The sequence below is a fragment of the Halapricum hydrolyticum genome, from assembly GCF_025517535.1.
Classification (GTDB): domain Archaea; phylum Halobacteriota; class Halobacteria; order Halobacteriales; family Haloarculaceae; genus Halapricum; species Halapricum hydrolyticum.
This window is the reverse complement of sequence record NZ_JAOPKC010000002.1, coordinates 199,008-222,135: the sequence shown is the minus strand read 5'-3', so window position 1 is coordinate 222,135 and position 23,128 is coordinate 199,008. Positions and strand designations below refer to the sequence as shown.

The window sequence follows — 23,128 nt, the reverse complement described above, 5'->3', positions numbered from 1 at the left end:
TGTCGGCTGTCGATCCATGACCATGACGTGCTATCCGATAATAAGCAAAACCGCCCGACAGCAGCGAGCTTCATGTTATTTCACTAACCGATGTCCGGAAACCTTTTGTTCGTCCGCGAACGTCACTCACGTATTCGAATGCCACCCAGTGACACGCAGACGGTTCTCGTCGTGGACGACGAACCGGACGTCGCTGACGCCTACGCCGCACAGTTGCGCGAGAAGTATGCGGTGCGAACGGCATACGGCGGCCAGGGGGCGCTGGATGCGATCGACGAGACGATCGACGTCGTGTTACTGGACCGCCGGATGCCGGAGATATCGGGCGACGAGGTGCTCCGGACCCTGCGTTCGAAGGGGATCGAGACGCGGGTCGCGATGGTGACGGCCGTCGATCCGGACTTCGACATCATCGAGATGCCGTTCGACGACTACCTGACCAAGCCAGTGTCTCGCTCTGAGCTGTTCGAGACCGTCGATCGGCTGCTCACCTGTGCGAAGTACGACGCTCAGTTCCAGGAGTTCTACTCGCTGACGAGCAAACTCGCGACGCTGCAGGCCAACAAGAGCCAGTCGGAGCTGGAAAACAGCGAGGAGTACGTCGAACTCACCGAACGGCGCGAAGCAGTTCGTGAACGACTCGACGAGACGCTCTCGGAGTTCAACGACGACGCGTTCGCCGCGATGTTTCGCGAGCTGAATCCAAATCCACCCCTTCCGGACGAAGTGATCGATTGAGCTACCACCGGCCAAAGCCGTGAGCTTTCGCCTCGCTTTCTATAAAACAGTGTCACTTCCGAAAGCACTAACGTCGGCTCTTCCCTAGGGTGGCTCGAATGAGCGAGCAGCTTCCGGACGTCCAGGCGACGAGCCCAGACGTTACAGTCGGATTGAATCGGGTCGGCGTCACCGGCGTCGAAAAACTCGTCAAACTCGGGCGTGAGGAAAAGCGTCCGATCGTTTTGATGGCCGAGTTCAAGGTGTTCGTCGATCTGCCGTCTTGGCGGAAGGGGGCCGACATGTCACGGAACATGGAGGTTATCGACGAGACGCTGGAGGCCGCCGTCGCCGAGGAGGTCTACCGGGTCGAGAACGTCTGTGGCGAGGCTGCCGAGCGACTGCTGAAGAAACACGACTACACGACCCAGGCCGAGGTGCGCATGGAGGCCGAGTACGTCACACGCGAGCGGACGCCAGAAAGCGACAAACCGACGCAGTCGACCGCCGACATCATCGCCTCCGCGACTGCAACCGAGGACGGAACTCGCGAGGAGATCGGTGCCCGTGTGACGGGTATGACGGTCTGTCCCTGCAGCCAGGGGATGTCCGTCGCTCGTGCCCGACAGACGCTAAACGACCTTAATGTCGAGGACGAGGTCATCGACGAGTTCCTCGAGAAGGTTCCGCAGCCGGGACATTCCCAGCGCGGCCACGCCACGCTGACGGTCGAAACCGACGGCGACCCGCCGGTCGATCTCAACGAACTCATCGAGATCGCTCGCGAGTCGATGAGCGCCCGGATCTACAACCTGGCCAAGCGCCCGGACGAAGACCACATGACGTTCCAGTCACACAGCGACGCCAAGTTCGTCGAGGACTGTGTCCGTTCGATGGCCGAGGGCGTCGTCGAGCAGTATCCCGACCTCGACGACGACGCTATCATCCGGATGAGACAGTCAAACGACGAGTCGATACACCAGCACAACGCCCACGCCGAACGCGTCGCGACCTTCGAGGACCTGAAAGGTGAAGTCGACGGCGGCGAGTGATCCACGCGACACTCCCTCGAGCGATTAATTCGGGAGTTGTGGTGCTGGCCGTTCGCCGAGCGTGAGCGAGACGGTCTCTCGACGGCCGTCGCGGATGACTTCGATCTCGATCGTGTCGCCAGGACTCGTCTGGAGGGCGAGAAACGTCGACAGCGCCTGTTCAGTCGGGATCGGTTGACCACCCATTCGCTTGATGACGTCGCCGCTTTCCAGGACGCCGTCAGCGGGCTCTCCTTCGATCGCTTCGGCGACGTAGACGCCACTTGCCTGTTCGAGACCGACTCGCTCGGCGATCTCCGGCGTGACTGGTCCGAGCGTGATGCCCACATACGAGTGGCTGTACTCGCCGTTCTCGATCAGTGCCGGAACGACCCGCGAGACGAGCGCCCCCGAGATGGCGAATCCGATGTTGTCGCCGCCGCCGGAGTTGATCACGCCGACGACGCTCCCCTGGAGGTCGACCAGCGGACCGCCGCTGTTTCCGGGGTTGACCGGGGCATCAGTCTGGATCGCGTCCGGGATGGAGAACTGGCTGCCGCCCGCGGCGGGGAGCGAGCGATCGAGGCCGCTGACGATGCCCGAAGAGACCGACCCGGAGAACCCGAAGGGGTTGCCGATGGCCAGTACCTCCTCGCCGATCGGCGGATCCTGCTTTCTGAGCGGGAGTGCAGACGACGATTCGGGCAGGTCTTCGGGAACGAGGACGGCAAGGTCGCTGTAAACGTCTTCCGCGTGGACTCGTGCTGGTCGCCAGTCGCCCGTCCGAAACCGGACGAACACCTCCGTGGCACCTCTGGTGACGTGTTCGTTGGTCACCAGACGGCCCTCGGTATCGTAGATCCAGCCGGTGCCGCGGCCGACGCTCGCGCCCGTCCGGACGCGGACCTCCGCGACCGAGTCTCTGACAGCCCGGTAGACCTCCGTGAATCGTGATGGGTTGCCCCGGTCGTCCGGCGTCGCCAGCGGGTCGAGTTTCGTGACGTTCCCTCGTGGTTCGTTCGAATCGCTCGCGGGAGCGGTCGCGCACCCCGCGAGCGCGATCCCCGCTCCGGTTGCGAGCGAGCCGAGGAATCCCCGTCGCGTGGTCTCGTCGGTCATACGCTGTGTTCAGGACGTGGCGTGGATAAAGCCTCGGGCCGGAGAGCGCAAGCATTTTTTCGCGTCACCGCAGATCACTCTACGAGGGCGTGTGGCCTAGCGGACAGGGCGAGAGGTTCCTAACCTCTCGATCGCGGGTTCGAATCCCGCCACGCCCGTGCTGCGAGGAGCGGACGCGACGAGCGAACGGGCCCGGAGTTCGCAGTAGACCGGGGTTCTGCGCGAAGCGCAGGTTCTCGGGCGTAGTTCGAATCCCGCCACGCCCGTGCTGCGAGGAGTGGACGCGACGAGCGAACGGCCCCTTGCCGATCCGCTTGACGCGGCCCCAATCCGGGTCGAACGCCGCTGTCTCCGTGTCTGTCGGCGGGATGCGTTCTGTCTCACCAGATACGTTTCCGAGTATCCTGAGGCTTTCTCATTGCACGTGCCGAGTCGATCCCGGTCGAGCCGGCGGCTCGCTTCCCAATCCACAGGGTAATCCCGACTGGAGAGAGGATTTCAGGTTTGACAGACTCATAGTGATTACTGTACGTCTGTTCCGGGTCGACCGCACAAAGTAGTGCGGTCGTACCGGTAAATCGTTACAGTAATCACTATCACTCGACTGGGTGTTTTATACCCTCTCCAGTCGAAATATGTTATATGTCCTCGAATGACCAGACGTTCGTTACCGTCCTCATTCTCGTCGCTGCCGTCCTGCTCGTGCCGTTCTTCGCGATGGCGCTCCTGATGCCCGCCGTCGGAATGTGGGGGAGCAGTCACATGGGCGATGCGTGGATGTGGGGTGGCGCCGGATGGCTCTGGGGTCTGGTGTGGCTCCTCGTCCTGGCTGGCGTCGCTGGACTCGTCGCCCTCCTGTTTCGTTCGGCCCGACAATCCGATACCGCGAACGACGACGGTGCACTCGAAGAACTCCGCATCGCCTACGCGCGAGGCGAGATCTCCGACGAGGAGTTCGAAAAGCGACGCGAGCGGCTGCGACGGGAGTAGTGGCCACTCGGCGGCCCGACCCGGCACATCGCCGTGCCTGCTTGTTGATCAGTATTGCTTGCTGGCCATGGACGGGCGTCCCGGGCGGATTCGAACCTCGACGGCACGAATCCTCGCGCCGTCTGCTTCGAATCCACCGTCGGCTATTTGCTCCTCACGTCCGTTCGTCGCAAAAGTAGTCCCGGGCGGATTCGAACCGCCGTCAGAGGCTCCAAAGGCCTCTATGATTGGCCACTACACCACGGGACTGCAACGCGCGTTCGACCGTATGTGCTGGAAGGGAATTATATCTTCTTTTCTCGTGTCCCCCGCCCACGATCACTCCGGAACTTCGATCTCCGGTTCGAGACACTCACAGACGTCGCTCTCGGGATCGAAACAGTCCGGGCAGTCCTCGTTTCGGTCGACGATCGTGTCGAGTCGCTCGGCGACGGTCTCGTCGATCACGCTCTCCAGCGTTCGGGCCTCGGCTCGGAAATCCTCGACTTCTAGCACTTGCAGGAGGAACCGCTCGATGATACAGTACGTCTCCAGCGCGTCCCGGGCCTGCCGGATCCCCTCGTCGGTCAGGTCCACGCCCTTGTACTTCTCGTGTTCGAGCAACCCCTGAGATTCGAGCTTGCCGACCATCTCGTTGGCGCTCGCGGGACTGACGTCCAGCCGGTCGGCGATCGAACCTGTCGAGGCGGGCCCGTCCTCGACCTGCTGGATCAGATAGATCGCCTTGAGGTACTGGTCTGCCGTGTTCATTGTTCCTCCATGAGCCGGGTCACTGCTTCGACACCCTCGGCTTCCTCCTCGCGGATCTCTTCGAGTACCGAGAGCAGCCGATCGCGACTGACTGTAAACTCCGTCTCGCTTGCCTCGATCGCCGCGATCAGGTCCTCGTAGAACTTGTAGGCCGTCTCCTCGTTGCACAGCTGGTCGTACAGCACGTCGTCGAAGTCGCTGTCGGCCTCGTAGGTCGCCTCGACCAGCCGCTTGATCTGCTCGAACGGCACCGTTTCCACGTCCAGATCCGCGATCAGGTCTTCGAGCTTATCCCGATGACGGGCCGACTCCTCGGCCGCCGCCTGCATGTACTCGGCGACTGCCGTCTCGCCTACCACTGCCTCGACGTGTTTTGACGCCCGCGCTTCGACAACCTCCTCCAGGACGATCCCGATCTGTAGCAACCGTGCGAGCTGATGGTCCGAATCGAGAGACTCGCCGACGCTCACGGGTCTGCCACCCCCGTCGGGTCGACACGTACACTCATACCCGTGGCTCGGAGTGGCGCGACCTTAAGCCGTTCCCTCCTGGCGATGGACCTGCGACCGGATCGCTCCCGCCCGGAGGAGGCAATCGCGGCTGCCTCACATCTGTCAGACTACCGATTATCACCCCCACCATGGTAATACAACTACTGTTGTAAATCAATACTATTTAGACCATGGCGATCGATCTAGGGATATATGACTCGAACCACAGACTGGCACGAGGACGCGGTCATCTATTCGGTGGACGTGAAGACGTTCAACGACAGCGACGGCGACGGCTGGGGCGACTTCCAGGGGCTGATCGACCGGCTGGGCTATCTGGAGGGGCTGGGCGTCGACTGTCTGTGGGTGCGGCCGTTCTTCCCGAGCCCGTTGCGGGACAACGGCTACGACGTCGCCGATTATTACAGCGTGGACTCGCGGCTCGGATCACTCGGCGACGTTCGCGAGTTCGTCGATCGCGCCCACGACCGCGGGATCCGCGTCCTGACCGACATGGTGTTCAACCACACCTCGACCGACCACGAGTGGTTCCAGCGCGCGCGTCGGGACCCCTACTCGAAATACCACGACTACTACCTCTGGACGGAACATCCCGAGGAAGCCTACTCACATCCGAACATCTTCCCCGACCGGGAGGACGGCGTCTGGAGCTACGACGAGGTCGCCGAGAAGTGGTACTACCATCAGTTCTATCACCACCAGCCGGATCTCAACATCTCGAACCCGGCCGTCCGGGAGGAGATCCACGACGTCCTCCGGTTCTGGCTGGACGTCGGCGTCGACGGCTTCCGCATCGACGCCGCCCATCCCATGATGCACCCGAAAGGCCACAACGCGATCTCGGTCGAAGAGGGCATGGGGATCTTCGAGGAGATGAAACGGGTCGTCCGCGAGGAGAAAGACGACGCGATCCTGCTCGCGGAGGCTGACGACCAGCCCGACCAGCTCGGCGAATACTTCGCCGGCGGCGAGGGGTTCGACATGCTTTTTGACTTCGTGACGAACCAGCACCTCGTCTACGCCGTCGCGATCAAAGACATGTGGCCGCTCTATCGCTCGAACGAGATCCTGCCGGACATCTCGGGAGTCGGCCAGTGGGCGAACTTCCTGCGCAACCACGACGAGTTCAACCTGCTCAAACTCCCCCACGAGTCGTTCGAACACGCCCGGGAGTTCTTCGGCGACGACGAGGGCGACTCCTGGATCTTCGGTCGAGGGCACCGTCTCCGGCTGGCTGATCTGTACGCCCACGACCACGACCGCATCGCGATGGCCCACAGCCTCATGTTCTCGATCCGGGGGACACCGGTCCTGTTGTCGGGCGACGAGATCGGCATGGGGTCAGACCTCTCGCTACCCGAGCGCGAATCCGTTCGCACGCCGATGCAGTGGTCGGCAAACGACAACGGCGGCTTCTCGACGGCCGATCCCGACGAGTGCTACAATCCCGTCGTCGACAACGACGAGTACGGGTACGAACAGGTCAACGTGGCCGATCAGTTGAACGACTCGGACTCGCTGCTCGAACGGATCAAACGGCTGATCGACGCCCGGACGATGTGCACCGAGATCGGCCACGGCGACTACCACATCGTCGACGTCGACCCCAGGGAGGTGTTCGTCCACCGGATGGACCATCGCAACACGGTCCTGATGGCCGCGCACAACAGTGCGACCGAGTACCGTGACGTTTCGGTCCCCTTCGAAGTGCCCGCTGACGCCGCGTTCGACGTCGTCGGCCCCGGCGACTACGAGATCGCGGACGGGGAGATCACGTTCTCCCTCGACTCGTGTGACTACGTCTGGGTTCGCGGAGACAAACGCGGCGAGCGCGTGCCGGTCGGCGCGCCCTGATCGACCGATAGCGGACGGTCCTCGTAGATCGACCGCCACCCTGATTTTTACATGTGAGGTGTGACAACACTCTCTCATGTCTTCTGACCCGACAGTCCCGCTCGAAGACGTGGCCGGCCTGCCGGAGTTTTATCATCCGACCATCTCGCCCGACGGTTCGCGTGTCGCGTTATATTACGACGAGACGGGTCGCAACGAGCTTTACGTGCTCGACCGGGCGAGCGGCGAACGAAGGCAGATCAGCAACGAGAACGTGCCACGTGACGCCCGGTGGTGGATCCGGTGGGGCGCGTCCGGCGACGAGATACTCTTTCACCGTGACGAGGCCGGCAACGAGCAGAACGACCTCTACACGATCTCGCTCGATGGCGACGTCGAGGAAGTGCTGGCGGTCGACGGGCAGGGATTGCTGTTCGATGTCGCGGATGACGCGATACTGTTCGGGAGCGACGAAGGGAAGCAGTTGAACCTGTACCGCCACGACAGGGAGAGTGACCGAACGATACAGCTGACCGACTACGACCAGCCGATCAGGGGCGCGCAGTTCTCGCCGTCCGGCGACCGGATTGCCTACGTCACAAACGAATCTCGACAACTCGAGAACACTGACGTCTACGTGGCGACCGCGGATGGCAGCGATCCGCGGACGATCGCGGTCGGTACAGAGGGTTCTGAGACACAGCTTCACGACTGGCTTCCCGGCGGAAACCGACTGCTCGTCAGCGACGACACTGAGGACCGTCGCAGGGTGGGGGTATACGATCTGGCGACCGAGAGTGTGACGTGGCTCGGGCCACACGAGGCCGAAGAGAGTGGCGTCGCGGTCGGTCTCAACGGTCAGCGGGCACTCACGACTCGGACGCGCGGGGCTGCTGTCGTCCCGGTTGTCTACGATCTGGAAACGCTTGACGGCCGGGAGCTCGATCTTCCCGAGGGGGCCGTGTCGTTCCACGTCGCTGGCGGCTCGGTCTTCGCTGACGCATCGACAGTCGTGTTCGGTCATTCGACGCCAGCCGAACGCAAGCGTCTGCTGGCGTACGACCTCGACGCCGACGACTACCGGGTTCTGCTCGATGCCGAGTACGGTTCGGTCGACCCGGACGTGTTCGTCGATGCGGAGTACGTCACCTACGAGAGTCCGGGCGCCACTCCGGAAAGCGAGATGTACACGATCGGAGCGTTACTGTACGATCCTCGCGACGGGACGGCCCGGGGCGACGATAAGGCGGATATCCCGGCCGTCGTCTTCCCCCACGGCGGCCCGCATGCTCAGACACAGCGTCAATTCGACGTCTACACGCAGTTTCTCGTCTCCCAGGGATACGCTGTCCTTCGACCGAACTACCGCGGCTCGACCGGTCGCGGTCGCGAGTTCAAGCGCGCAATCCACGGTGACTGGGGTGGCGACGAACAGGCTGACATCGCTGAGGGTGGCCGCTGGCTGATGAACCGCCAGTGGATCGACGCCGACCGCGTGGCTGTGTTTGGCGGCTCGTACGGCGGCTACAGCGTATACTGCCAGCTCACCCAGTACCCGGCCTTGTGGACGACCGGAATCGCCTGGATCGGCATCACTGATCTCCACAGGCTCTATGAGGAAGACATGCCCCACTTCCAGCACCAGCTCCGGATGCAGATGGGTGACCCCGAAGAGAACTACGAACTGTGGCGCGAGCGCAGCCCCATCGAACACGTCGACGCGATAGAGCGCCCTATCTGTATCATCCACGGTGCCAACGACCCGCGCTGTCCCATCGGGCAGGCCCGTCGTTTTCGCGATGCTCTTGAGGAGCGGGGCTGGGAAGACGGGACGGACTTCGAGTATCACGAACTCGGCGAGGAGGGACACGGATCAACCGACATCCAGCAGAAGATCCGGGCGTTCGAGATCCTCGGCGACTATCTCGATCGCCGACTCTAGCACACCCGATTCGGGCCCTTGACGTCACGTCACCGACTCTACCCGGAGCCGGTGTGCTTCGACGTCTTCGACCAGTGCCCCCCAACCGCCGACTTCGACCGTGCCGGAGTTAGTCTCGAGTTCGAGCGTGACGCGACCGTTCCGCGCGGCTGATCCGGAGCCAGTGCCCCCGGCACCGCTGTGAACGACGTTACGGACGATTCCTTCGACTGTCCGCTGCTGACCGGATTCGGTGTCGGCACCGTCGACGTGCACGCGGACCGTTTTGCCGTCTTCGAGCAGCGGCACGAGATCGCGGACGAGGTACCGAATGTCGAGGTAGTCCGTGCTCGCCCGCTCGCCAGCACCGATCGGCTCCCAGACGGCCCACTGGCTCGTCAGGAAAAACCAGTGGAAAACGTATGCGTGCGTCCGATCGTCGACGATCAGCCCGTACTCGTTAGCCGATCCGGTATGCGGGGCGAAGTACACCTTCGATCGGTCCACGATCGCCACGAACGGCGACGGCAGTTCCCGGTGACGCGCCTCCGTGCAAACGGCCGCGACTGACTCCGGATCCGGCAGTGCCTCGCCGTCGGGGGTCGATATCGCGAGGTAGATGCTCGTTCCGTTCTCCGAAGCGGTCTGTAATGCCGGCCGAAGCGTCCGATACTGTTCGGGACTCACTGCGAGTTCCACCTGCGTGTCGGACGCCTCAATCGCGTCGGCCGCGCTTTCGAGCACCGTCTCGAAGCGCGTGACCGCGTTCACGACGGTCTCCTCGACCGGCGGCTCCTCCCAGCGCCGCTCGATCTCTTTGCGTGCGTCGGAAAACCGTCCAGCCCGTTCACGGAGTCGCGCTTGCAGTTTCTCGTGGTCGTGTATCCGTGCTCGTAGCGACTCCTGTTCGTAGACCTCGACGTACCCCTCTGATTCGAGTGTGCGCAACACGTCGTACAGCCGGGAGTCCGGAACGCCGCTTTTCTCGGCGATTTCCGGCACTGTCGCCGCTCCCAGCTCCAGCAGCGCGACGTACGCGCTGGCCTGGTACGGCGAGAACCCCGCTGTCTCGAGCGTGGCTTCGAGTTCTGATACGTTCACACGTCGATCACGATCGGATTCTGTATCGCTACGGTGCAGTCCAACGGCTCTGCTCGTGGCATTCCAAAGGGGGATAGATATGGTCTCTCTTCTGCTGCCCGTTGCGTCGTGAAAGTGTGGATTTACCGGGCGACCACTGAACTGGCGGTCGCCACGGCGGCTACCCACGATAGCTGCTGTCAGGCGAGGCTGTGCGCGATCGCCTCTTCGGATGCCGAGTCGAAGAGGTGGGCCTCGTGACGGTCGAAGACGACCTCGACTTTCTGGCCCTCTTCGATGTCGGTCTGGGGATCCAGGCTGAGTAGCAACTGGCCTTCACCGCGGCCTTCGGCGCTGGTTTCGACGTCCTCTTCCAGCAGCAGATAGGTGAACACTTCGTCACCCATCGGCTCGAGAACGTCTACGTGTGCCTTGATCGTCTCCGAGGGGACGGTCGCCTCTTCGCGATCGCGCTTCAGATACACGTCTTCGGGCCGGATCCCGAGCGTCGCATCTTTCCCGGGTGTCGCTCCGATCTCTTCCGGATCGAACCCGAGGTTCATGAACTCCGAACCGAACCCGTCGTCGGTGACGGCTCCGTGGAAGAAGTTCATCGCTGGTGACCCGATGAAGCTGGCGACGAACAGGTTGTCCGGCGCGTTGTAACAGGTCAGCGGCGGATCGACCTGCTGTAAGTGGCCGTTGTCGATGACCGCAACGCGGTCGGACATCGTCATCGCCTGGGCCTGGTCGTGGGTGACGTAGATGATCGTCGTGTCTAGCTCGCGGTGCAACCGCTGGAGCTGAGTGCGCATGTGGATGCGTAGTTCGGCGTCCAGGTTCGCCAGCGGCTCGTCCATCAGGAACACGTCCGGTTGGCGAACGATCGCACGAGCGATCGCGACGCGCTGGCGCTGCCCGCCGGACATCTCTTCGGGCATCCGATCCATCATTCCTCCGAGCTGGACGATCTCGGCGGCGCGATCGACGCGCTTTTCGATCTCCTCTTGATCGTACTTGCGGAGGCGGAGCCCGAAGGAGATGTTGTCGTAGACGTCCATGTGCGGGAACAGCGCGATGTTCTGGAAGACCATCGCGATCCCGCGGTCTTTGGGCGGGAGATCGGTAACGTCCCGTCCGCCGATATACACCGATCCCTCTGTCGGCTGGGTCAGCCCAGCGATCGTCTCCATCGTAGTCGATTTCCCACAACCCGACGGACCGACGAGCGTCAAGAACTCGCCGTCCCGTATTTCGAGATTCATGTCCTCGACTGCGATCTCGTCTCCGTACGCCTTCGTAACGTTATCTAGTGTGACTGATGCCATTCGATATCACTCCTTGAGTGCTCCTGAGGTGAGTCCGCTGACGATCTTTTCCTGTGCCACGATGACCAGTATCGCCACTGGCAACACGGCCACGATGCTCGCAGCTGCCATGAGATTGAACAGGATCTCGTACTGTCCCCGGAAGGCGAGGACGCCTTCGAGCATCGGGGCCCACATCTCCGGCCTGCCGTCCGTCATCAGCGACGAGAAGAAATACTCGTTGTAGACGGTAATGAACGTCAACACGCCAGCGGTCGCGACACCTGGGGCCGACAGGGGCACGATCACCCGGAAGAGCGCGCCGAGGCGGGTCGTCCCTTCGACCCTGGCTGCGTCCTCGAGCCCGTCCGGGATCTGAGCGTAGAACGTCATCAGGATGAAGATCGACAGTGGCAGATACAGCGCCGACACCGGGATGACGATCGCGAAGGGCGTGTTGAACAGCGATCCGTCCGCCAGCAGCGGACGCAACACGTCGACGTTCCGGTTGAACAGCCGGTTCAGCGGCACGAAGAAGGCCGCCGGCGGGAAGAACGACACGACCAGCACCGTCAGCAACAGCGGCGTTTTCCCGCGGAACCGGAGCCGACCGAACACGTACCCGGCCAGGCTCGCGACGAACAGCACGAGCACCGTCGAGACCGTCGCGATCAGGAAGCTGTTGAACATGAACCGGTGGAACGGCAACAGCTGGAAGATGTCGATGAACGCTTCCGGATTGAATCCACCCGGCGTGAGCACCCCGACGTCGTTGAGGCTGCCGCTCGGAGTGATCGCCACCATGAGCAGCCAGAAGAACGGATACAGGGTGGTCAGCAGGAAGAATATTGTCGCAATGTAGAACAGCGACTTGTAGGCGCGGTCCGGGTTGGAGATCATCTTCGCGGCCCAGGCCTCGACGACACCGCGGTCGAGTTCGGGCTCTTCGGAACGCTCCTGTGCGGCTAGGTCCGGATGTTCGGGTTCAGCGTCGCTCATGTCATACCAGCCTCCGAGTCACGCAAGCCGATCAGATAGACGACCACGACAAGACCGATCGTGACGGCCGTCAGGAACGCGACAGCCGAGGCAGAGGCCCACCGTCGAGTTGCCTGGAGCGCCGTGATGACCAGGCAACTCATCGATGGGACCGTCTGACAGCCTGCCGTCGCGTCGATCAGCCCGTAGATGCGCATCGCGTCCATCGTCCGGAACAGCATCGCGACCAGCAACGGCGGCGCGATCAGCGGCATCGTGATGTACTTGAACCGCTGCCACGGCGACGCGCCTGTGACCTTCGCGACGTCGTACAGCTGGCGGTCGATGCTCTGCAGACCAGCCAGGATCAGCAGCGCCATGAACGCCGAGGTCTTCCAGACGTCCGCGACGAGCACGATGAGGAACGAATCGGTCGTGTTCGACAGCGGATTCGACCCGAAGACGCCGAGCCACTGCATGAACTCCGTCCCGAACCCGATCCGGGGACTGAAGATCAGGTAGAAGATCATCGCCTGGATCACGATCGGGATCGCGTAGGGAATGATGATCGCGACGCGAACCCAGCGCCGACCGTAGAACTCCTTGTCCAGGATCAACGCCTGCCCGAATCCGATCAGCGTCTCGAACAGCACGCTGATGATCGCGAACGCGAGCGTGACGAACAGCGCCTGCTGGAGGATCGGCGTCCCGAAGGACAGGTCCATGAACTGCTGTGGCAAGGGCGCACTGCCGGTCAGCAGGTTCGTGTAATTTTCGAAGCCGACGAACGCCCCGAACGGGTCGGCGGATCGAATCGCGTCCGCCCGCAGCGAGAACCGGAACGTCTGTATCAGCGGGAAGAACGCGACGACCGCCAACAGGAGGAACGCGGGGGCTAACAGGATGTACGCAAACAGGGCGTCACCCCTGGTCTCGAGCCAGTTGAGCGGCCGCATGAGCAGTGATGTGCTCGCCTCTTCCGTCTCTGAACTCACAGTTCAGACACCCTGGTTTAGTTCTCTTCGGTACTTTCGAGACGGTCCGCGAGGTCCGACATGGCTGCCTCGGGGGACTTCTCGTTGCGGTACCCGGCGTGGACCTCTTCGGCGATGATCGGCTCCTGGTCGGGGTAGACCGACGTCACCGGGCGCGCGACCGTGTTTTCTCCTGCGACGGCCAGCGTGTCGAGGTGGTCCCCGATCGCGCCGACGTTGTCCGGGTTCGCACTCTCGGTGACCGACGGGTCCGGCGGCAGGTTGCCGACGTTCTCCAGAATAGTCAGCATCACGTCCTCGTTGGCGAAGGCCTCGAGGACCTGGACAGCGTCGTCTTGCTGTTCGCTGTTGGGGTTGATCGTGAGATGCCAGCCACCGAGCGCGTGGCTCGGACCGCCGGTGCCCTCGTGGTTGCCCTCGCCCTCTTCGACGGCGTAGGGCAGCGGCATCGTCCCGTACATCTCCGGGGTGACGGGGGATTCGTCGTCACCGAACGTTGATGAGATTGCGTACGGCCAGTTGCGCATGAAGGCGGCACTTCCGCCCGTGAACGGCGCGCGTGCGTCTTCTTCGGTAAACTCGAAGATGTCCGTGTTCGTGATCTTCGGGTAGTCCGGGTGGGCGTTTTCGGCGTCCGGACCCCTGGCGAACGACCGCATCATGCGGATCGTGTTGTGGACCGGCTCCTCGTTGACCGTGATCGGCCGGTCGCCGACCGGCCCGAAGAGGTTGCTGTGATCGCCGAAGTACGCGCCGCCCCACGACGTCATCGTCTCGCTGAACGTACAGCAGGCCAGCCCGATGTATTCGGCTGCCTGGGTCGTGAACCCGTAATCGAGTTCGTCCTCGTTCTGGTCCCAGACGTCGGCGGCGATCTCCGCGAATCGCTGCCAGGTCATCGGCTCTGTCGACCAGTTCTCACCCTCGGGATCGTAGCCCGCGTCTTCGACGAGGTCCTTCCGGTAGTGCATCACCGGATAGTCCGGGAACAGCGGGAGCCCGTAGAGGTCTCCCGTCTCGGGGTCGCTCGCCGTCTGGACCGCCGAGTCCAGGTAGTCGCTCTGGACGTAATCCAGCGTGTCCTGAGACATCTCCTCGCTCAGGTTGACGAGCTGGTCGCGGACGATGAACGGGATCGTCCACCCCGAGTCCATCATGAAGATGTCCGGGTCCGACCGCCCGGCGTCCAGCGCCGAGACGAACTCGCTCTGTCGCTGACCGGACTCGAAGTCACCTGCTCTGATCTCGACGTCGATGTCCTCGCTGAGGCCAGCGTCGTACAGTGCGTCGATGACTTCGTCTTCCGCGTCCTTGTACTCCTGATCGGCCGTGATCACGACCGAACCGCCGTCGCCACCGCCACAGCCGGCCAGCGTCATTGCGACGCCTGCCGCGCCAGTCGCTTCGATGAACCGTCGCCGCGATACTCCGGATCGCTCACCACTGTCTGAACTACCGTTCATTACAGGTGTTGTTATTGAGTACCTACTATATAGTATTTTTGCAATCATAATTATACATAGGGGGAAATAGAGCTACAGACACGGCTACTGCGCCCGGGAACGTTCGGCCGCTCATCGTGACGACGCTCGCTAGTTAACCATTTTTCATCCAATACCATATAATTTCGCGTTCGCCATGCGTTATGATCCATTGCGCGCGCCACGCGAGAACTTGGGGCCACTCATCACACGGCTGTTACCGGAGATGCGAACCGGCCCCGACGGCTGCTGTCGGCGAGGCCGAGGACAGTGACAGGCTGCTGTCACAGGAGAGCCAAGCCTGCAAGAGTTAAACCGCTGGCTCGTGAAGTGGCTGGCAACCGTGACAGAGACACCAGTCGTTTGCTTTTCGCGCGGAGCGTGGTAACGTGGCGGGCGTTCGCGAGTGGCTCGAACGGGTGTTCTTCGGCGGCGCGGAGCTTTCGGTCCTCTCGACGCCGAGCTTCGCCGTCGTCGTCTTCGCACAGATGCTGTATCCGGACGCAGTCCCGCTCGCCGGATTAACTGCGATCGCCGCGGGGAGCGTCGCGCTCGCGGCGTTCAGGGCGGGCTCGCCGTCGGTCGGCGAGTGGCCGCGGCGCGCGGAGTTGACGTCAGCACCGCTCCGCGTGGCGTACTTCAGCGTGGTGTTCTTCCTCGCGTCGATGGGCGTCGGCCACGTGGCCGTTTCCGCCGGAACGCTCCTGCTCACGCCGCTCGGTGGCGTCGTTCAGGTCGTCGGTCTGGCCGCGTTCCCGACCGTCTATCACGCCGTCCACGGCGAACCGGTAAAAAAGCCCGCACAACAGCTGTGAGTATTCATGAGTCAATTCACACCCCTCGATCGATTGCGTCGACCCGAGTACACCGGTGACAACCGCTGCCGACCGTGCACCGTCGTCAATCTCGCCATTATCGCCGTCGTCGGTGCCGCTGTCGCAGTCTGGAGCGCGGTCGCAGCCGTCGTCACCGTTGCGGTCGGTCTCGCGGTGCTCGCGCTCCGTGGTTACGTCGTCCCCGGGACACCGCGATTCGCCCCGCGGCTCGTCGAACCGCTCCCGTTCGATTTCGGCCACACCGGGCCGCCACGCGAAACCGATGTCCTTTCCGACGTGGGTGACGGGGCGGACGAGCCGGATCCTGACGCCGTCCTCGAATCGCTCGTCGCCGCGGGCGTCGTCGAAACCGACGGCGAACAGCTGTTCCTGAATGACGCGTTCCGCGAGGCCTGGACCGATCGCATGGCGACGCTGCGGACTGCCGAGGAGTCCGAATTTCTCGCCCGGGCCGAAGCCGCGTCCCCGACGGACATCGAGGCACAACTCCACGGTGACCACGTGCTCCTGGCCAGCGGTCGAGACATCTGGCTTCGCCGTTCCGTCGCCATCGCCGAGATAACCGCCGTCGAGGCGCTGCAGGAGTGGGACCTGCCCCCGGAAATCCGGGCGCTCGCCGCACAGCCGCTGCGCACCTTCCTCCAGACGTGTCCAGTCTGTGGCGGCCCGGTCGAAGAATCGACGCGACAGGACTGCTGTGGCGGCCCTGGTTCGGTGCGTGGCGACCCTGAACAGCCGGTCCTCGCCTGTGCAGACTGCGGAGCAGTCGTCGCCGAACTCTAGCGAGACTGTCGTCGAACTGCTTTTTCACGATGTGGTGTCCGGGCGGTTGTTCCGACGGACGTTTCGCAAGACTTTCCGTGAGCGGTCCGGTGTCTCAGGATAGTGAGCCGACTTCGTCATCCCCTCGGACAGGTTGCGATTGCGGGTCTCCTGTCGGCACCCTGGGTCGCCGTCCGCCTCCTGGGTGTCTCGACAGGGACGTACGCCACAGTCGCAGTGACCGGGCTGGCGGTTCTCGGCGCGTCGTTCCTGCTCGCGTGGGCCGCCGAAACTGCCGAGAAAGACGTTCCACGGGCGTTTGCCATCGCCGTGCTGGCCGTCCTTGCTGTCGCACCGGAGTACGCCGTCGACGCCCTGTATGCGTGGGGTGCCGGTTCCGGCGGTGCGACGACGGCCGCGTGTAGTTCCACGCCGGCGGCCGACGCGCTGGCGCGAGCCTGCCACGACGCCAACCTCGCGGTCGCGAACATGACGGGGGCGAACCGGATTCTCATCGGGATCGGCTGGGCCGGTATCGCCTTCTATACTGTCTGGCAGGCGGTGCGCACGCGCGATCCAGCCGTCCAGAAGCGCCCGGGATTGCTGGCTGACGTCGTGACGATCGACCGGGGACTCGCGACCGAGATCGCGTTCCTGTTTCTGGCGACCGTCTTCGCCTTCCTCGTTCCGCTCTCCGGCGGGATCGGTCTCGTTGACACCGTGTTGCTGCTCGGGCTGTACATTCTCTACATCGGGATCATTATCCGGGGCGATGTCGACGAGGCCGAGGAACACGTCGGCGTCCCCGCGTACTTCCAGGCGAAGGCACGTCCGATCCGGGTCACGGTCGTTCTGACGCTCTTTGCATACTCCGGGCTGATGATCTTCACTGCCGTGGAGCCGTTCGCGCACGGGCTGGAAGACATCGGGATCGCACTCGGGGTCCCGGAGTTCTTCATGATCCAGTGGATCGCACCACTGGCCAGCGAGTCGCCGGAACTGATCGTCGTCGCCGTGCTGGTCAACAAGGCACGCTCGACGGCCGGGTTCAACGCGTTGATCTCCTCGAAGCTCAATCAGTGGACGCTGCTGATCGGGACGCTGGCGATCGTCTACTCGATCGCTGCCGGCGGACTCGGGACGCTACCGTTCGACACCAAACAGTCCGCGGAGATCTGGATCACCGCAGCACAGTCGCTGTTCGCGCTGTCGATCCTCATCAACTTCGAGATCTCGATGCGGGAGGCGCTCGCACTGTTCGGGCTGTTCATCTCACAGGTGGCCATCGAGTTTCTCGTGTTGCGCGTATTCTCGGTCGCACATCCCGAAGCGTTGAGTATCGACCTCCTCCACGGGTTCACCGTGCTCTATCTCGTGCTCGCGTTCGTCCTGCTGTATCGACGCCGCCACGCACTGACCGAGGTCTTCACTCGCGCGCGAAACGCCGCCCGGGCCGCGCTGGGACGGGAACCGCTCGCGGTCGAACCTGCGGACTGATGCTCGGAATCGTCGTTTCCCGGGCCGATCGCGCGTCCGCAAACATCGGCGAGCAGTTGCTGACGCTTGCAGACTGGGATGTCGAGGCCGACGAGACCCGGTCCGACGCCGACGGCGGCGGTGACGTCTACCGTCTCGACGACGTCGAACTCCGCGAATTCGAGACCCGTCATCTCGAACTCGACGCGGTCGACACAGTCTTCGACGACCCCGACCTTCTCGTGTTCGCCTCCAAGCACGCCGGCGAGACAGGAAAGCTGCTGACAGCCCACCACACAGGTAACTTCGGCCCGGCCGAGTACGGTGGGGAAGACGGCGCCTTCGCCCGCGCTGCACCGAACGCTCACGCCAGCGTCGTCGAGGCACTCTCACGCCATGCACCCGAGGCGTACGAGGTCGGCATGGAGTGTACCCATCACGGTCCGACCGACATCGACACGCCGTCGATGTTCGTCGAGGTCGGCAGCGCCGAACCACAGTGGGACGACCCCGATGCGGCCCGGGCTGTCGCGAAGGCGATCCTCGACCTCCGCGGTATCGCGCCCGACGCGCCCCGGGAAAACGACGCCCGACGCCACCTCGTCGGCTTCGGTGGCGGTCACTACGCTCCCCGGTTCGAACGGGTCGTCCGCGAGACCGACTGGGCGATCGGTCACATCGGCGCGGACTGGGCGCTCGATGCGATGGGCGAGCCTGACCACGAGGTTCTCCGGGCCGCGTTCGAGGCGAGCGGGGCCGAGTATGCGCTGCTGGCCGACGATCGACCCGACCTGGCTTCGGCGATCGAATCGCTGGGCTACCGCGTCGTCGGCGAAACGTTCACGCACGAAACCACCGGCGTCCCGCTCTCGGTGGTCGAGCGGGTCGAAGACGCGCTCGGGCCGATCGACGCGGGAGCGCGACTGGGCGACAGGGCCCGCGACCACGAGGGATCGCTCGTCGTCTCCGCGTTACCGGCCGACCTCCGGGACGAGGTCCAGGGAATCGATCCCGACCGCGCGCTCGCGGCGGTCCGACGGCGGGCGATCGGGTTCGACACGGTCGAAGGCGGCACGAAACTCGGCGACCGGGTGGCACTCGCCGAGGGGAGCACACTGTCGGCGATCGTCGACGACTTCGCCGGGATTCTCACAGAGAGATACGAATCGGTCGAACGGACCCCCCACGCCGTCGTCGCACGCAAACGGGAGTTCGATCCCGAGAAAGCCGCGACGCTCGGTATCCCCGAAGGACCGGCCTTCGGGAAGCTCTCGGCCGGACAACCGGTCGAAATCGACGGTCGGACGATCGATCCCGACGTCGTGCACGTCGAGCGCGAGCGTCGGTTTCCGATGCCGGAAACGTCGTAGCTCACTCCTGGACGACGGCAGTTCCGGACCGACCCGGATCCACCGACGTCGTGTCGCCCCACGTCGGCGCTATCGTGCTCCCGGCGACGGCGTTCCCACCGTTTCGTTTCCAGATTCTTGGACGTCTCTCGCGAACCCTCGCGACGTGTCTCTACTCTGTCTGAACCATTTTCCGAAATCGCATATTCGAATCTATCGTCTGACGCACGTCAGCCGAGGTGCAAAGAATAAAATATGTGGCTCTGCAATCCCCCTTTAAATATGGACTCGATCATCGACGATGCCATGGAGGAAGCCGAGCAGGAACACCAGGAGCCGGCTTCCGAGGACGGCACCGGACAGTCGTCTCAGGAGGTCTCGACCTCCGGGCAGATGAGCGACGAAGAGCTGGCCAGTGTCGTAGAGGATCTCGAGACGAAGATCACGGTCGTCGGGACAGGCGGCGCCGGCGGGAACACCGTCACGCGCATGATGGAGGAGGGCATCCACGGCGCGAAGCTCGTTGCCGCTAACACGGACGCCCAGCACCTCGCCGACGAGGTCAAAGCCGACACGAAGATCCTCATGGGTCGCAAGCGCACCGGCGGTCGCGGGGCCGGATCGGTCCCGAAGATCGGCGAGGAGGCTGCCCAGGAGAACATCGAGGACATCCAGCAGTCGATCGACGGCTCCGACATGGTGTTCGTCACCGCCGGTCTCGGCGGCGGGACCGGTACGGGCTCGGCTCCGGTCATCGCCCAGGCCGCCCAGGAGCAGGGCGCGCTGACGATCTCGATCGTGACGATCCCGTTCACTGCCGAGGGCGAGCGCCGCCGGGCCAACGCCGACGCCGGGCTCGAACGGTTGCGCGCGGTCTCGGATACCGTCATCGTCGTGCCCAACGACCGGCTGCTCGATTACGCCCCGTCGATGCCCCTGCAGGACGCGTTCAAGATCTGTGACCGCGTGCTGATGCGCTCGGTCAAGGGGATGACCGAACTGATCACCAAGCCCGGACTGGTCAACGTCGACTTCGCCGACGTCCGCACGATCATGGAGAACGGCGGCGTCGCGATGATCGGGCTCGGCGAGTCCGACAGCGAGAACAAGGCCCAGGATTCGATCCGCTCGGCGCTACGCTCGCCGCTTCTGGACGTGGAGTTCGACGGTGCCAACTCCGCGCTGGTGAACGTCGTCGGCGGTCCGGACATGTCCATCGAAGAGGCCGAGGGCGTCGTCGAGGAGATCTACGACCGGATCGACCCCGACGCGCGGATCATCTGGGGCGCGTCGGTCGACCAGGACCACGAGGGCAAGATGGAGACGATGATCGTCGTCACGGGCGTCGAGAGCCCCCAGATCTACGGCAAGAGCGAGGCCGAACAGGAAAAAGCCGCCCAGCAACTCGGCGACGACATCGACTACGTCGAATAACGGGACCTCGCGCTCGGCCCCGTCGACTGCTTCTCTGGGTGTGTAACGCGTGATACTTGTACCGGGCGGACACATCCCGTCACATGGATGGTTCCCGACGGTCGCGTCGTGAGGTCCTTCGAGGCGCGACAGGAGCGGTTGCCGGACTCGGTTTCGCCGGGTGCCTCGACCGGATCCCGGTGCTGGGATCCGGGTCGACGCCGTCGGTCGGTCCGGTGCCTGCGACCGCGACGGCGTTCGCGACCGCCGACGTGGCTGCGCTTCTGGACGCCGATCCCCTGCGCGCGCTGCTCGACGACGCCGTGCCTGCGACTGACGTCAACGGATTGGCGGCGATCGTCGAGGGACAGGTCGGCCTCGATCCGCGCGAGATCGAGCAGGCAGTCGGCTTCGCCACGCCTGCCGAAGGCGTGGCCGGCGCGGTGATCGATACCGGCTGGTCGACCACCGAGGTGGTCTCGGCGATCGAATCACAGAACGGCGAAGCGACCGAAACCACCGTCGGGGGGCGACCCGCATACACGTTCGAAGAGACCGGTCTGACCGTCGGCACGCTCGAAGACGGCCGACACGTCGTCGGCGTCGGCGGCGGTGTGCGCGCCGTCGTCGCGACCGACACCGGATCGAACGACGCCGTGCGACCCGCCGTCCGGCGGGCGTACGGTCGGGTCCCGTCCGGGCCGGTCACGTTCGCGATCGACGCCACGGCTGCCGGCGAGCGGACGATCGACGCGATCACACGCGATCTACCGCGGTTTTCTCGTGACGTGGTCGACAGCGTCCGGTTCGTCGCCGGCTCGCTGTCGACCGTCGGCGACCGACCGCGAGTTGTCATGCAGGTGACGGGCGACGACGGGACCGGTGCGCGACAGCTCAAGGAGTACGCCGAAGCGATCCCGGTCCTCCTCGAGCAGCGCGTCGACGACGAGGTTATCGGAAACGCGCTCGACGACGCCGAGATCAGCCGGGACGGGACACGCGTGACGATTGCTCTCGAAGGGCACGACACGGTACAGCCCCTGATCAATGCGGCCGTCCAACGAATGCTGTTTGCTGTCTCTCCCGTGTCCCTCCCGTGAAAGCGGACCTGCCGGTTCTGAATCTCGATCGCCACGACCGGGATTTATAACCGCTTGCCGACCTACGTTCGTACAACGGCGGCCAATGAGCGGCGACGAACGGAAACTCCTCGAGACAGCAGGTGACGTTTACGACGTGGTGCGGGACGGTGAGCCCGTCGACCAGCCCTCCTGGACGTCTTGTCGATTGCTGTTGACGAACAAACGCCTCGTCGTCGCACAGGACGGCTCGAAACAAGTGATCCCGCACGGGAAAGTGACGATCCCCCGTGACGAATCGGTCGTTCCGGACGACATCGAGACGGCCGGGACGGTGACCCTTCGCGTCGGTTCGTCCGTGCTCGTCGTCACGGCGACTGACAGAGACGACTTCGTCGAGACCTACTGTCGAGCCAATCTCGGCGGATCCGTTGTTCTCGCGAAACACCCGGCAGTCGTGGGTGGTGTCGTCCAGGACGACACGACGTGGTCGAAAGCGAAGTTCGCCCTCGATGCGGACGTGTTCAAACTTCAGTTTCCCGACGGGGACCAGCTGACGGCGGAAATCGACGACGTCGGGACGGTCGAAGAGCGTACGGGGTCCGTCATGGGGGCCGAGCGCGATATCGTCGCCGTCGAACACACCGACGAGGACGATCGCAGTGTCGAGACTCACCTCTCCGGCAACGCCCGGCACACCACCGTGCTGGCGACGCTATTCGAGCACGTCGTCGAGCGTCGAGAGGACGATTACGAACTCTCAGAAGCAGAGAGCCAGGTTTTGATGGCGCTGTACTCCGGCGTTTCCCCCTTCGAAATGGCGGATTTCGTCGGGATCGACGTCGACGAGGTCGAGGAGATCTATCAGCACCTGCTCGAGGTCGGTGCTGTCGACAAGGTTCGAACCCGCACGGAAGTGACGCTCAACGCGCAGGGTCGAAACATGGCCAGCGAAGCGATGAGCGAACAGTAGCGGAAAAGTACTTGTTTCTCCCGACCAAAATATCCTGTGAACCGTCCGTGAGGAGTGGTGCCACGCGTCTGGGTGTAGGAACCCAGAGGGGTCGCGTGTCGCCAGATAAGGGCGGATCGTGGGGGATTCGATGTCGATACGACTGTCATCACAGGGAAACCATACGGAGGGGGATCGTCGGGTCGTCGACCGCCTCGCTGCTGTCGAGCCACAGCTCTGGATCGTGCTGCTCGTGACGCTTTTCGCGGACGTAGTGCTCACACATTACGGTCTACAGGTGGGGCTCACGGAGGCCAATCCGCTGATGCGTACCGCCATCGAAGCGGCCGGGATCGTTGCCCTTCTGGGCGTCAAGTTGCTCATCGTCGTCGTCGGCGTGGGTGTGCGCCTCTCGCTCGACGAGCGTGGTGCGGTCGTTCCGATAGGACTGGCACTGCCGTGGCTCCTCGCCGCCACGATCAACGCCGTACTGCTTGGTGCCTCGTTCTCGTTGTGACCGGGGTGAACGTGCGAGCGTCTGACAAAC

Annotated in this window: 21 protein-coding genes and 2 tRNA genes; 14 read left to right on the top strand and 9 right to left on the bottom strand. The window is 63.6% G+C overall.

Translation table 11 applies throughout. The annotated features are described in order from the left end of the window. Positions 1-138: 138 nt before the first annotated feature. Together OB916_RS04045 and mptA are read left to right on the top strand one after the other, a co-directional pair. Positions 139-738, top strand: a complete 600-nt coding sequence (locus tag OB916_RS04045; protein ID WP_315907997.1) for a response regulator transcription factor — start codon at positions 139-141, stop codon at positions 736-738. Positions 739-836: 98 nt separating this feature from the next. Beyond that, positions 837-1,769 (top strand): GTP cyclohydrolase MptA, encoded by a 933-nt coding sequence (gene mptA / locus OB916_RS04040; protein WP_315907996.1) that lies wholly within the window; start codon positions 837-839, stop codon positions 1,767-1,769. 24 nt (positions 1,770-1,793) lie between these two features. Here mptA and OB916_RS04035 read toward each other — a convergent pair whose 3' ends face one another. Continuing rightward, positions 1,794-2,867 (bottom strand): S1C family serine protease, encoded by a 1,074-nt coding sequence (locus OB916_RS04035; RefSeq protein ID WP_315907995.1) that lies wholly within the window; start codon positions 2,865-2,867, stop codon positions 1,794-1,796. An 85-nt stretch (positions 2,868-2,952) separates the two neighbouring features. Here OB916_RS04035 and OB916_RS04030 point away from each other — a divergent pair. Next, a tRNA-Arg gene (locus tag OB916_RS04030) sits at positions 2,953-3,025 on the top strand. A 484-nt stretch (positions 3,026-3,509) separates the two neighbouring features. Then, on the top strand, positions 3,510-3,857 hold the full coding sequence (locus OB916_RS04025; RefSeq protein ID WP_315907994.1) for an SHOCT domain-containing protein: 348 nt from the start codon (positions 3,510-3,512) through the stop codon (positions 3,855-3,857). A gap of 176 nt (positions 3,858-4,033) precedes the next feature. On the opposite strand, the gene OB916_RS04020 is transcribed toward OB916_RS04025, so the two are convergent. From OB916_RS04020 to OB916_RS04010, 3 genes are all read right to left on the bottom strand, one after another. Then, positions 4,034-4,106: transfer RNA gene (locus OB916_RS04020), tRNA-Gln, on the bottom strand. Positions 4,107-4,175: 69 nt separating this feature from the next. Then, positions 4,176-4,607, bottom strand: coding sequence for a metal-dependent transcriptional regulator (locus tag OB916_RS04015; protein WP_315907993.1), 432 nt, complete (start codon positions 4,605-4,607; stop codon positions 4,176-4,178). After that, entirely contained in the window at positions 4,604-5,077 is a 474-nt protein-coding gene (locus tag OB916_RS04010) for a ferritin-like domain-containing protein (protein ID WP_315907992.1), read from the bottom strand. The genes OB916_RS04015 and OB916_RS04010 overlap by 4 nt, the downstream gene beginning before the upstream one ends. Before the next feature lie 234 nt (positions 5,078-5,311). Here OB916_RS04010 and OB916_RS04005 point away from each other — a divergent pair, with 234 nt between their 5' ends. Together OB916_RS04005 and OB916_RS04000 are read left to right on the top strand one after the other, a co-directional pair. Next, positions 5,312-6,973, top strand: a complete 1,662-nt coding sequence (locus OB916_RS04005; RefSeq protein WP_315907991.1) for an alpha-amylase family protein — start codon at positions 5,312-5,314, stop codon at positions 6,971-6,973. A gap of 76 nt (positions 6,974-7,049) precedes the next feature. After that, positions 7,050-8,894, top strand: coding sequence for a S9 family peptidase (locus tag OB916_RS04000; protein ID WP_315907990.1), 1,845 nt, complete (start codon positions 7,050-7,052; stop codon positions 8,892-8,894). Between the two features lie 24 nt (positions 8,895-8,918). Here OB916_RS04000 and OB916_RS03995 read toward each other — a convergent pair whose 3' ends face one another. From OB916_RS03995 to OB916_RS03975, 5 genes are all read right to left on the bottom strand, one after another. Beyond that, on the bottom strand, positions 8,919-9,974 hold the full coding sequence (locus OB916_RS03995) for a TrmB family transcriptional regulator (protein WP_315907989.1): 1,056 nt from the start codon (positions 9,972-9,974) through the stop codon (positions 8,919-8,921). Positions 9,975-10,153: 179 nt separating this feature from the next. Beyond that, positions 10,154-11,281 carry an ABC transporter ATP-binding protein gene (locus OB916_RS03990; protein WP_315907988.1) on the bottom strand — a complete coding sequence of 376 codons (1,128 nt, stop codon included), beginning with the start codon at positions 11,279-11,281 and terminating at the stop codon, positions 10,154-10,156. A gap of 6 nt (positions 11,282-11,287) precedes the next feature. Then, entirely contained in the window at positions 11,288-12,259 is a 972-nt protein-coding gene (locus OB916_RS03985) for a carbohydrate ABC transporter permease (protein ID WP_315907987.1), read from the bottom strand. Continuing rightward, positions 12,256-13,194 carry a carbohydrate ABC transporter permease gene (locus tag OB916_RS03980; protein ID WP_315908133.1) on the bottom strand — a complete coding sequence of 313 codons (939 nt, stop codon included), beginning with the start codon at positions 13,192-13,194 and terminating at the stop codon, positions 12,256-12,258. Before OB916_RS03980 ends, OB916_RS03985 begins: the two co-directional genes overlap by 4 nt. 56 nt (positions 13,195-13,250) lie before the next feature. Further along, positions 13,251-14,696 carry an extracellular solute-binding protein gene (locus OB916_RS03975; RefSeq protein WP_315907986.1) on the bottom strand — a complete coding sequence of 482 codons (1,446 nt, stop codon included), beginning with the start codon at positions 14,694-14,696 and terminating at the stop codon, positions 13,251-13,253. Positions 14,697-15,103: 407 nt separating this feature from the next. Between OB916_RS03975 and OB916_RS03970 the strand changes: the two genes are divergently transcribed. From OB916_RS03970 to OB916_RS03935, 8 genes are all read left to right on the top strand, one after another. Next, positions 15,104-15,529: a hypothetical protein gene (locus OB916_RS03970; protein ID WP_315907985.1), complete on the top strand. Its 426-nt coding sequence runs from the start codon at positions 15,104-15,106 to the stop codon at positions 15,527-15,529. A gap of 6 nt (positions 15,530-15,535) precedes the next feature. After that, positions 15,536-16,333, top strand: a complete 798-nt coding sequence (locus tag OB916_RS03965) for a hypothetical protein (protein WP_315907984.1) — start codon at positions 15,536-15,538, stop codon at positions 16,331-16,333. 99 nt (positions 16,334-16,432) lie between these two features. After that, the gene (locus OB916_RS03960) at positions 16,433-17,809 is read left to right on the top strand and encodes a sodium/calcium exchanger protein (RefSeq protein WP_315908132.1); all 1,377 of its coding nucleotides are present in this window, start codon (positions 16,433-16,435) and stop codon (positions 17,807-17,809) included. Then, entirely contained in the window at positions 17,809-19,158 is a 1,350-nt protein-coding gene (locus tag OB916_RS03955) for a D-aminoacyl-tRNA deacylase (protein WP_315907983.1), read from the top strand. The genes OB916_RS03960 and OB916_RS03955 overlap by 1 nt, the downstream gene beginning before the upstream one ends. A gap of 261 nt (positions 19,159-19,419) precedes the next feature. Beyond that, positions 19,420-20,571 carry a cell division protein FtsZ gene (gene ftsZ, locus OB916_RS03950; protein ID WP_315907982.1) on the top strand — a complete coding sequence of 384 codons (1,152 nt, stop codon included), beginning with the start codon at positions 19,420-19,422 and terminating at the stop codon, positions 20,569-20,571. Positions 20,572-20,654: 83 nt separating this feature from the next. Further along, the gene (locus OB916_RS03945; RefSeq protein WP_315907981.1) at positions 20,655-21,650 is read left to right on the top strand and encodes a hypothetical protein; all 996 of its coding nucleotides are present in this window, start codon (positions 20,655-20,657) and stop codon (positions 21,648-21,650) included. An 85-nt stretch (positions 21,651-21,735) separates the two neighbouring features. Then, on the top strand, positions 21,736-22,602 hold the full coding sequence (locus OB916_RS03940) for a CheF family chemotaxis protein (protein WP_315907980.1): 867 nt from the start codon (positions 21,736-21,738) through the stop codon (positions 22,600-22,602). 130 nt (positions 22,603-22,732) lie between these two features. After that, complete coding sequence (locus tag OB916_RS03935; protein ID WP_315907979.1) at positions 22,733-23,098, top strand: DUF5658 family protein; 366 nt, start codon at positions 22,733-22,735, stop codon at positions 23,096-23,098. Positions 23,099-23,128 lie beyond the last annotated feature (30 nt).

Bases quoted from the DNA above. Each gene is read 5' to 3' on its own strand.
- mptA (WP_315907996.1), top strand. From the start codon at position 837: ATGAGCGAGCAGCTTCCGGACGTCCAGGCGACGAGCCCAGACGTTACA.
- OB916_RS03935 (WP_315907979.1), top strand. From the start codon at position 22,733: ATGTCGATACGACTGTCATCACAGGGAAACCATACGGAGGGGGATCGT.
- OB916_RS04035 (WP_315907995.1), bottom strand. From the start codon at position 2,867: ATGACCGACGAGACCACGCGACGGGGATTCCTCGGCTCGCTCGCAACC.
- OB916_RS03940 (WP_315907980.1), top strand. From the start codon at position 21,736: ATGAGCGGCGACGAACGGAAACTCCTCGAGACAGCAGGTGACGTTTAC.
- OB916_RS03990 (WP_315907988.1), bottom strand. From the start codon at position 11,281: ATGGCATCAGTCACACTAGATAACGTTACGAAGGCGTACGGAGACGAG.
- OB916_RS04025 (WP_315907994.1), top strand. From the start codon at position 3,510: ATGTCCTCGAATGACCAGACGTTCGTTACCGTCCTCATTCTCGTCGCT.
- OB916_RS03955 (WP_315907983.1), top strand. From the start codon at position 17,809: ATGCTCGGAATCGTCGTTTCCCGGGCCGATCGCGCGTCCGCAAACATC.
- OB916_RS04015 (WP_315907993.1), bottom strand. From the start codon at position 4,607: ATGAACACGGCAGACCAGTACCTCAAGGCGATCTATCTGATCCAGCAG.
- OB916_RS04000 (WP_315907990.1), top strand. From the start codon at position 7,050: ATGTCTTCTGACCCGACAGTCCCGCTCGAAGACGTGGCCGGCCTGCCG.
- OB916_RS03985 (WP_315907987.1), bottom strand. From the start codon at position 12,259: ATGAGCGACGCTGAACCCGAACATCCGGACCTAGCCGCACAGGAGCGT.
- OB916_RS03975 (WP_315907986.1), bottom strand. From the start codon at position 14,696: ATGAACGGTAGTTCAGACAGTGGTGAGCGATCCGGAGTATCGCGGCGA.
- OB916_RS03945 (WP_315907981.1), top strand. From the start codon at position 20,655: ATGGATGGTTCCCGACGGTCGCGTCGTGAGGTCCTTCGAGGCGCGACA.
- OB916_RS03965 (WP_315907984.1), top strand. From the start codon at position 15,536: ATGAGTCAATTCACACCCCTCGATCGATTGCGTCGACCCGAGTACACC.
- OB916_RS04045 (WP_315907997.1), top strand. From the start codon at position 139: ATGCCACCCAGTGACACGCAGACGGTTCTCGTCGTGGACGACGAACCG.
- OB916_RS04005 (WP_315907991.1), top strand. From the start codon at position 5,312: ATGACTCGAACCACAGACTGGCACGAGGACGCGGTCATCTATTCGGTG.
- OB916_RS03980 (WP_315908133.1), bottom strand. From the start codon at position 13,194: ATGCGGCCGCTCAACTGGCTCGAGACCAGGGGTGACGCCCTGTTTGCG.
- ftsZ (WP_315907982.1), top strand. From the start codon at position 19,420: ATGGACTCGATCATCGACGATGCCATGGAGGAAGCCGAGCAGGAACAC.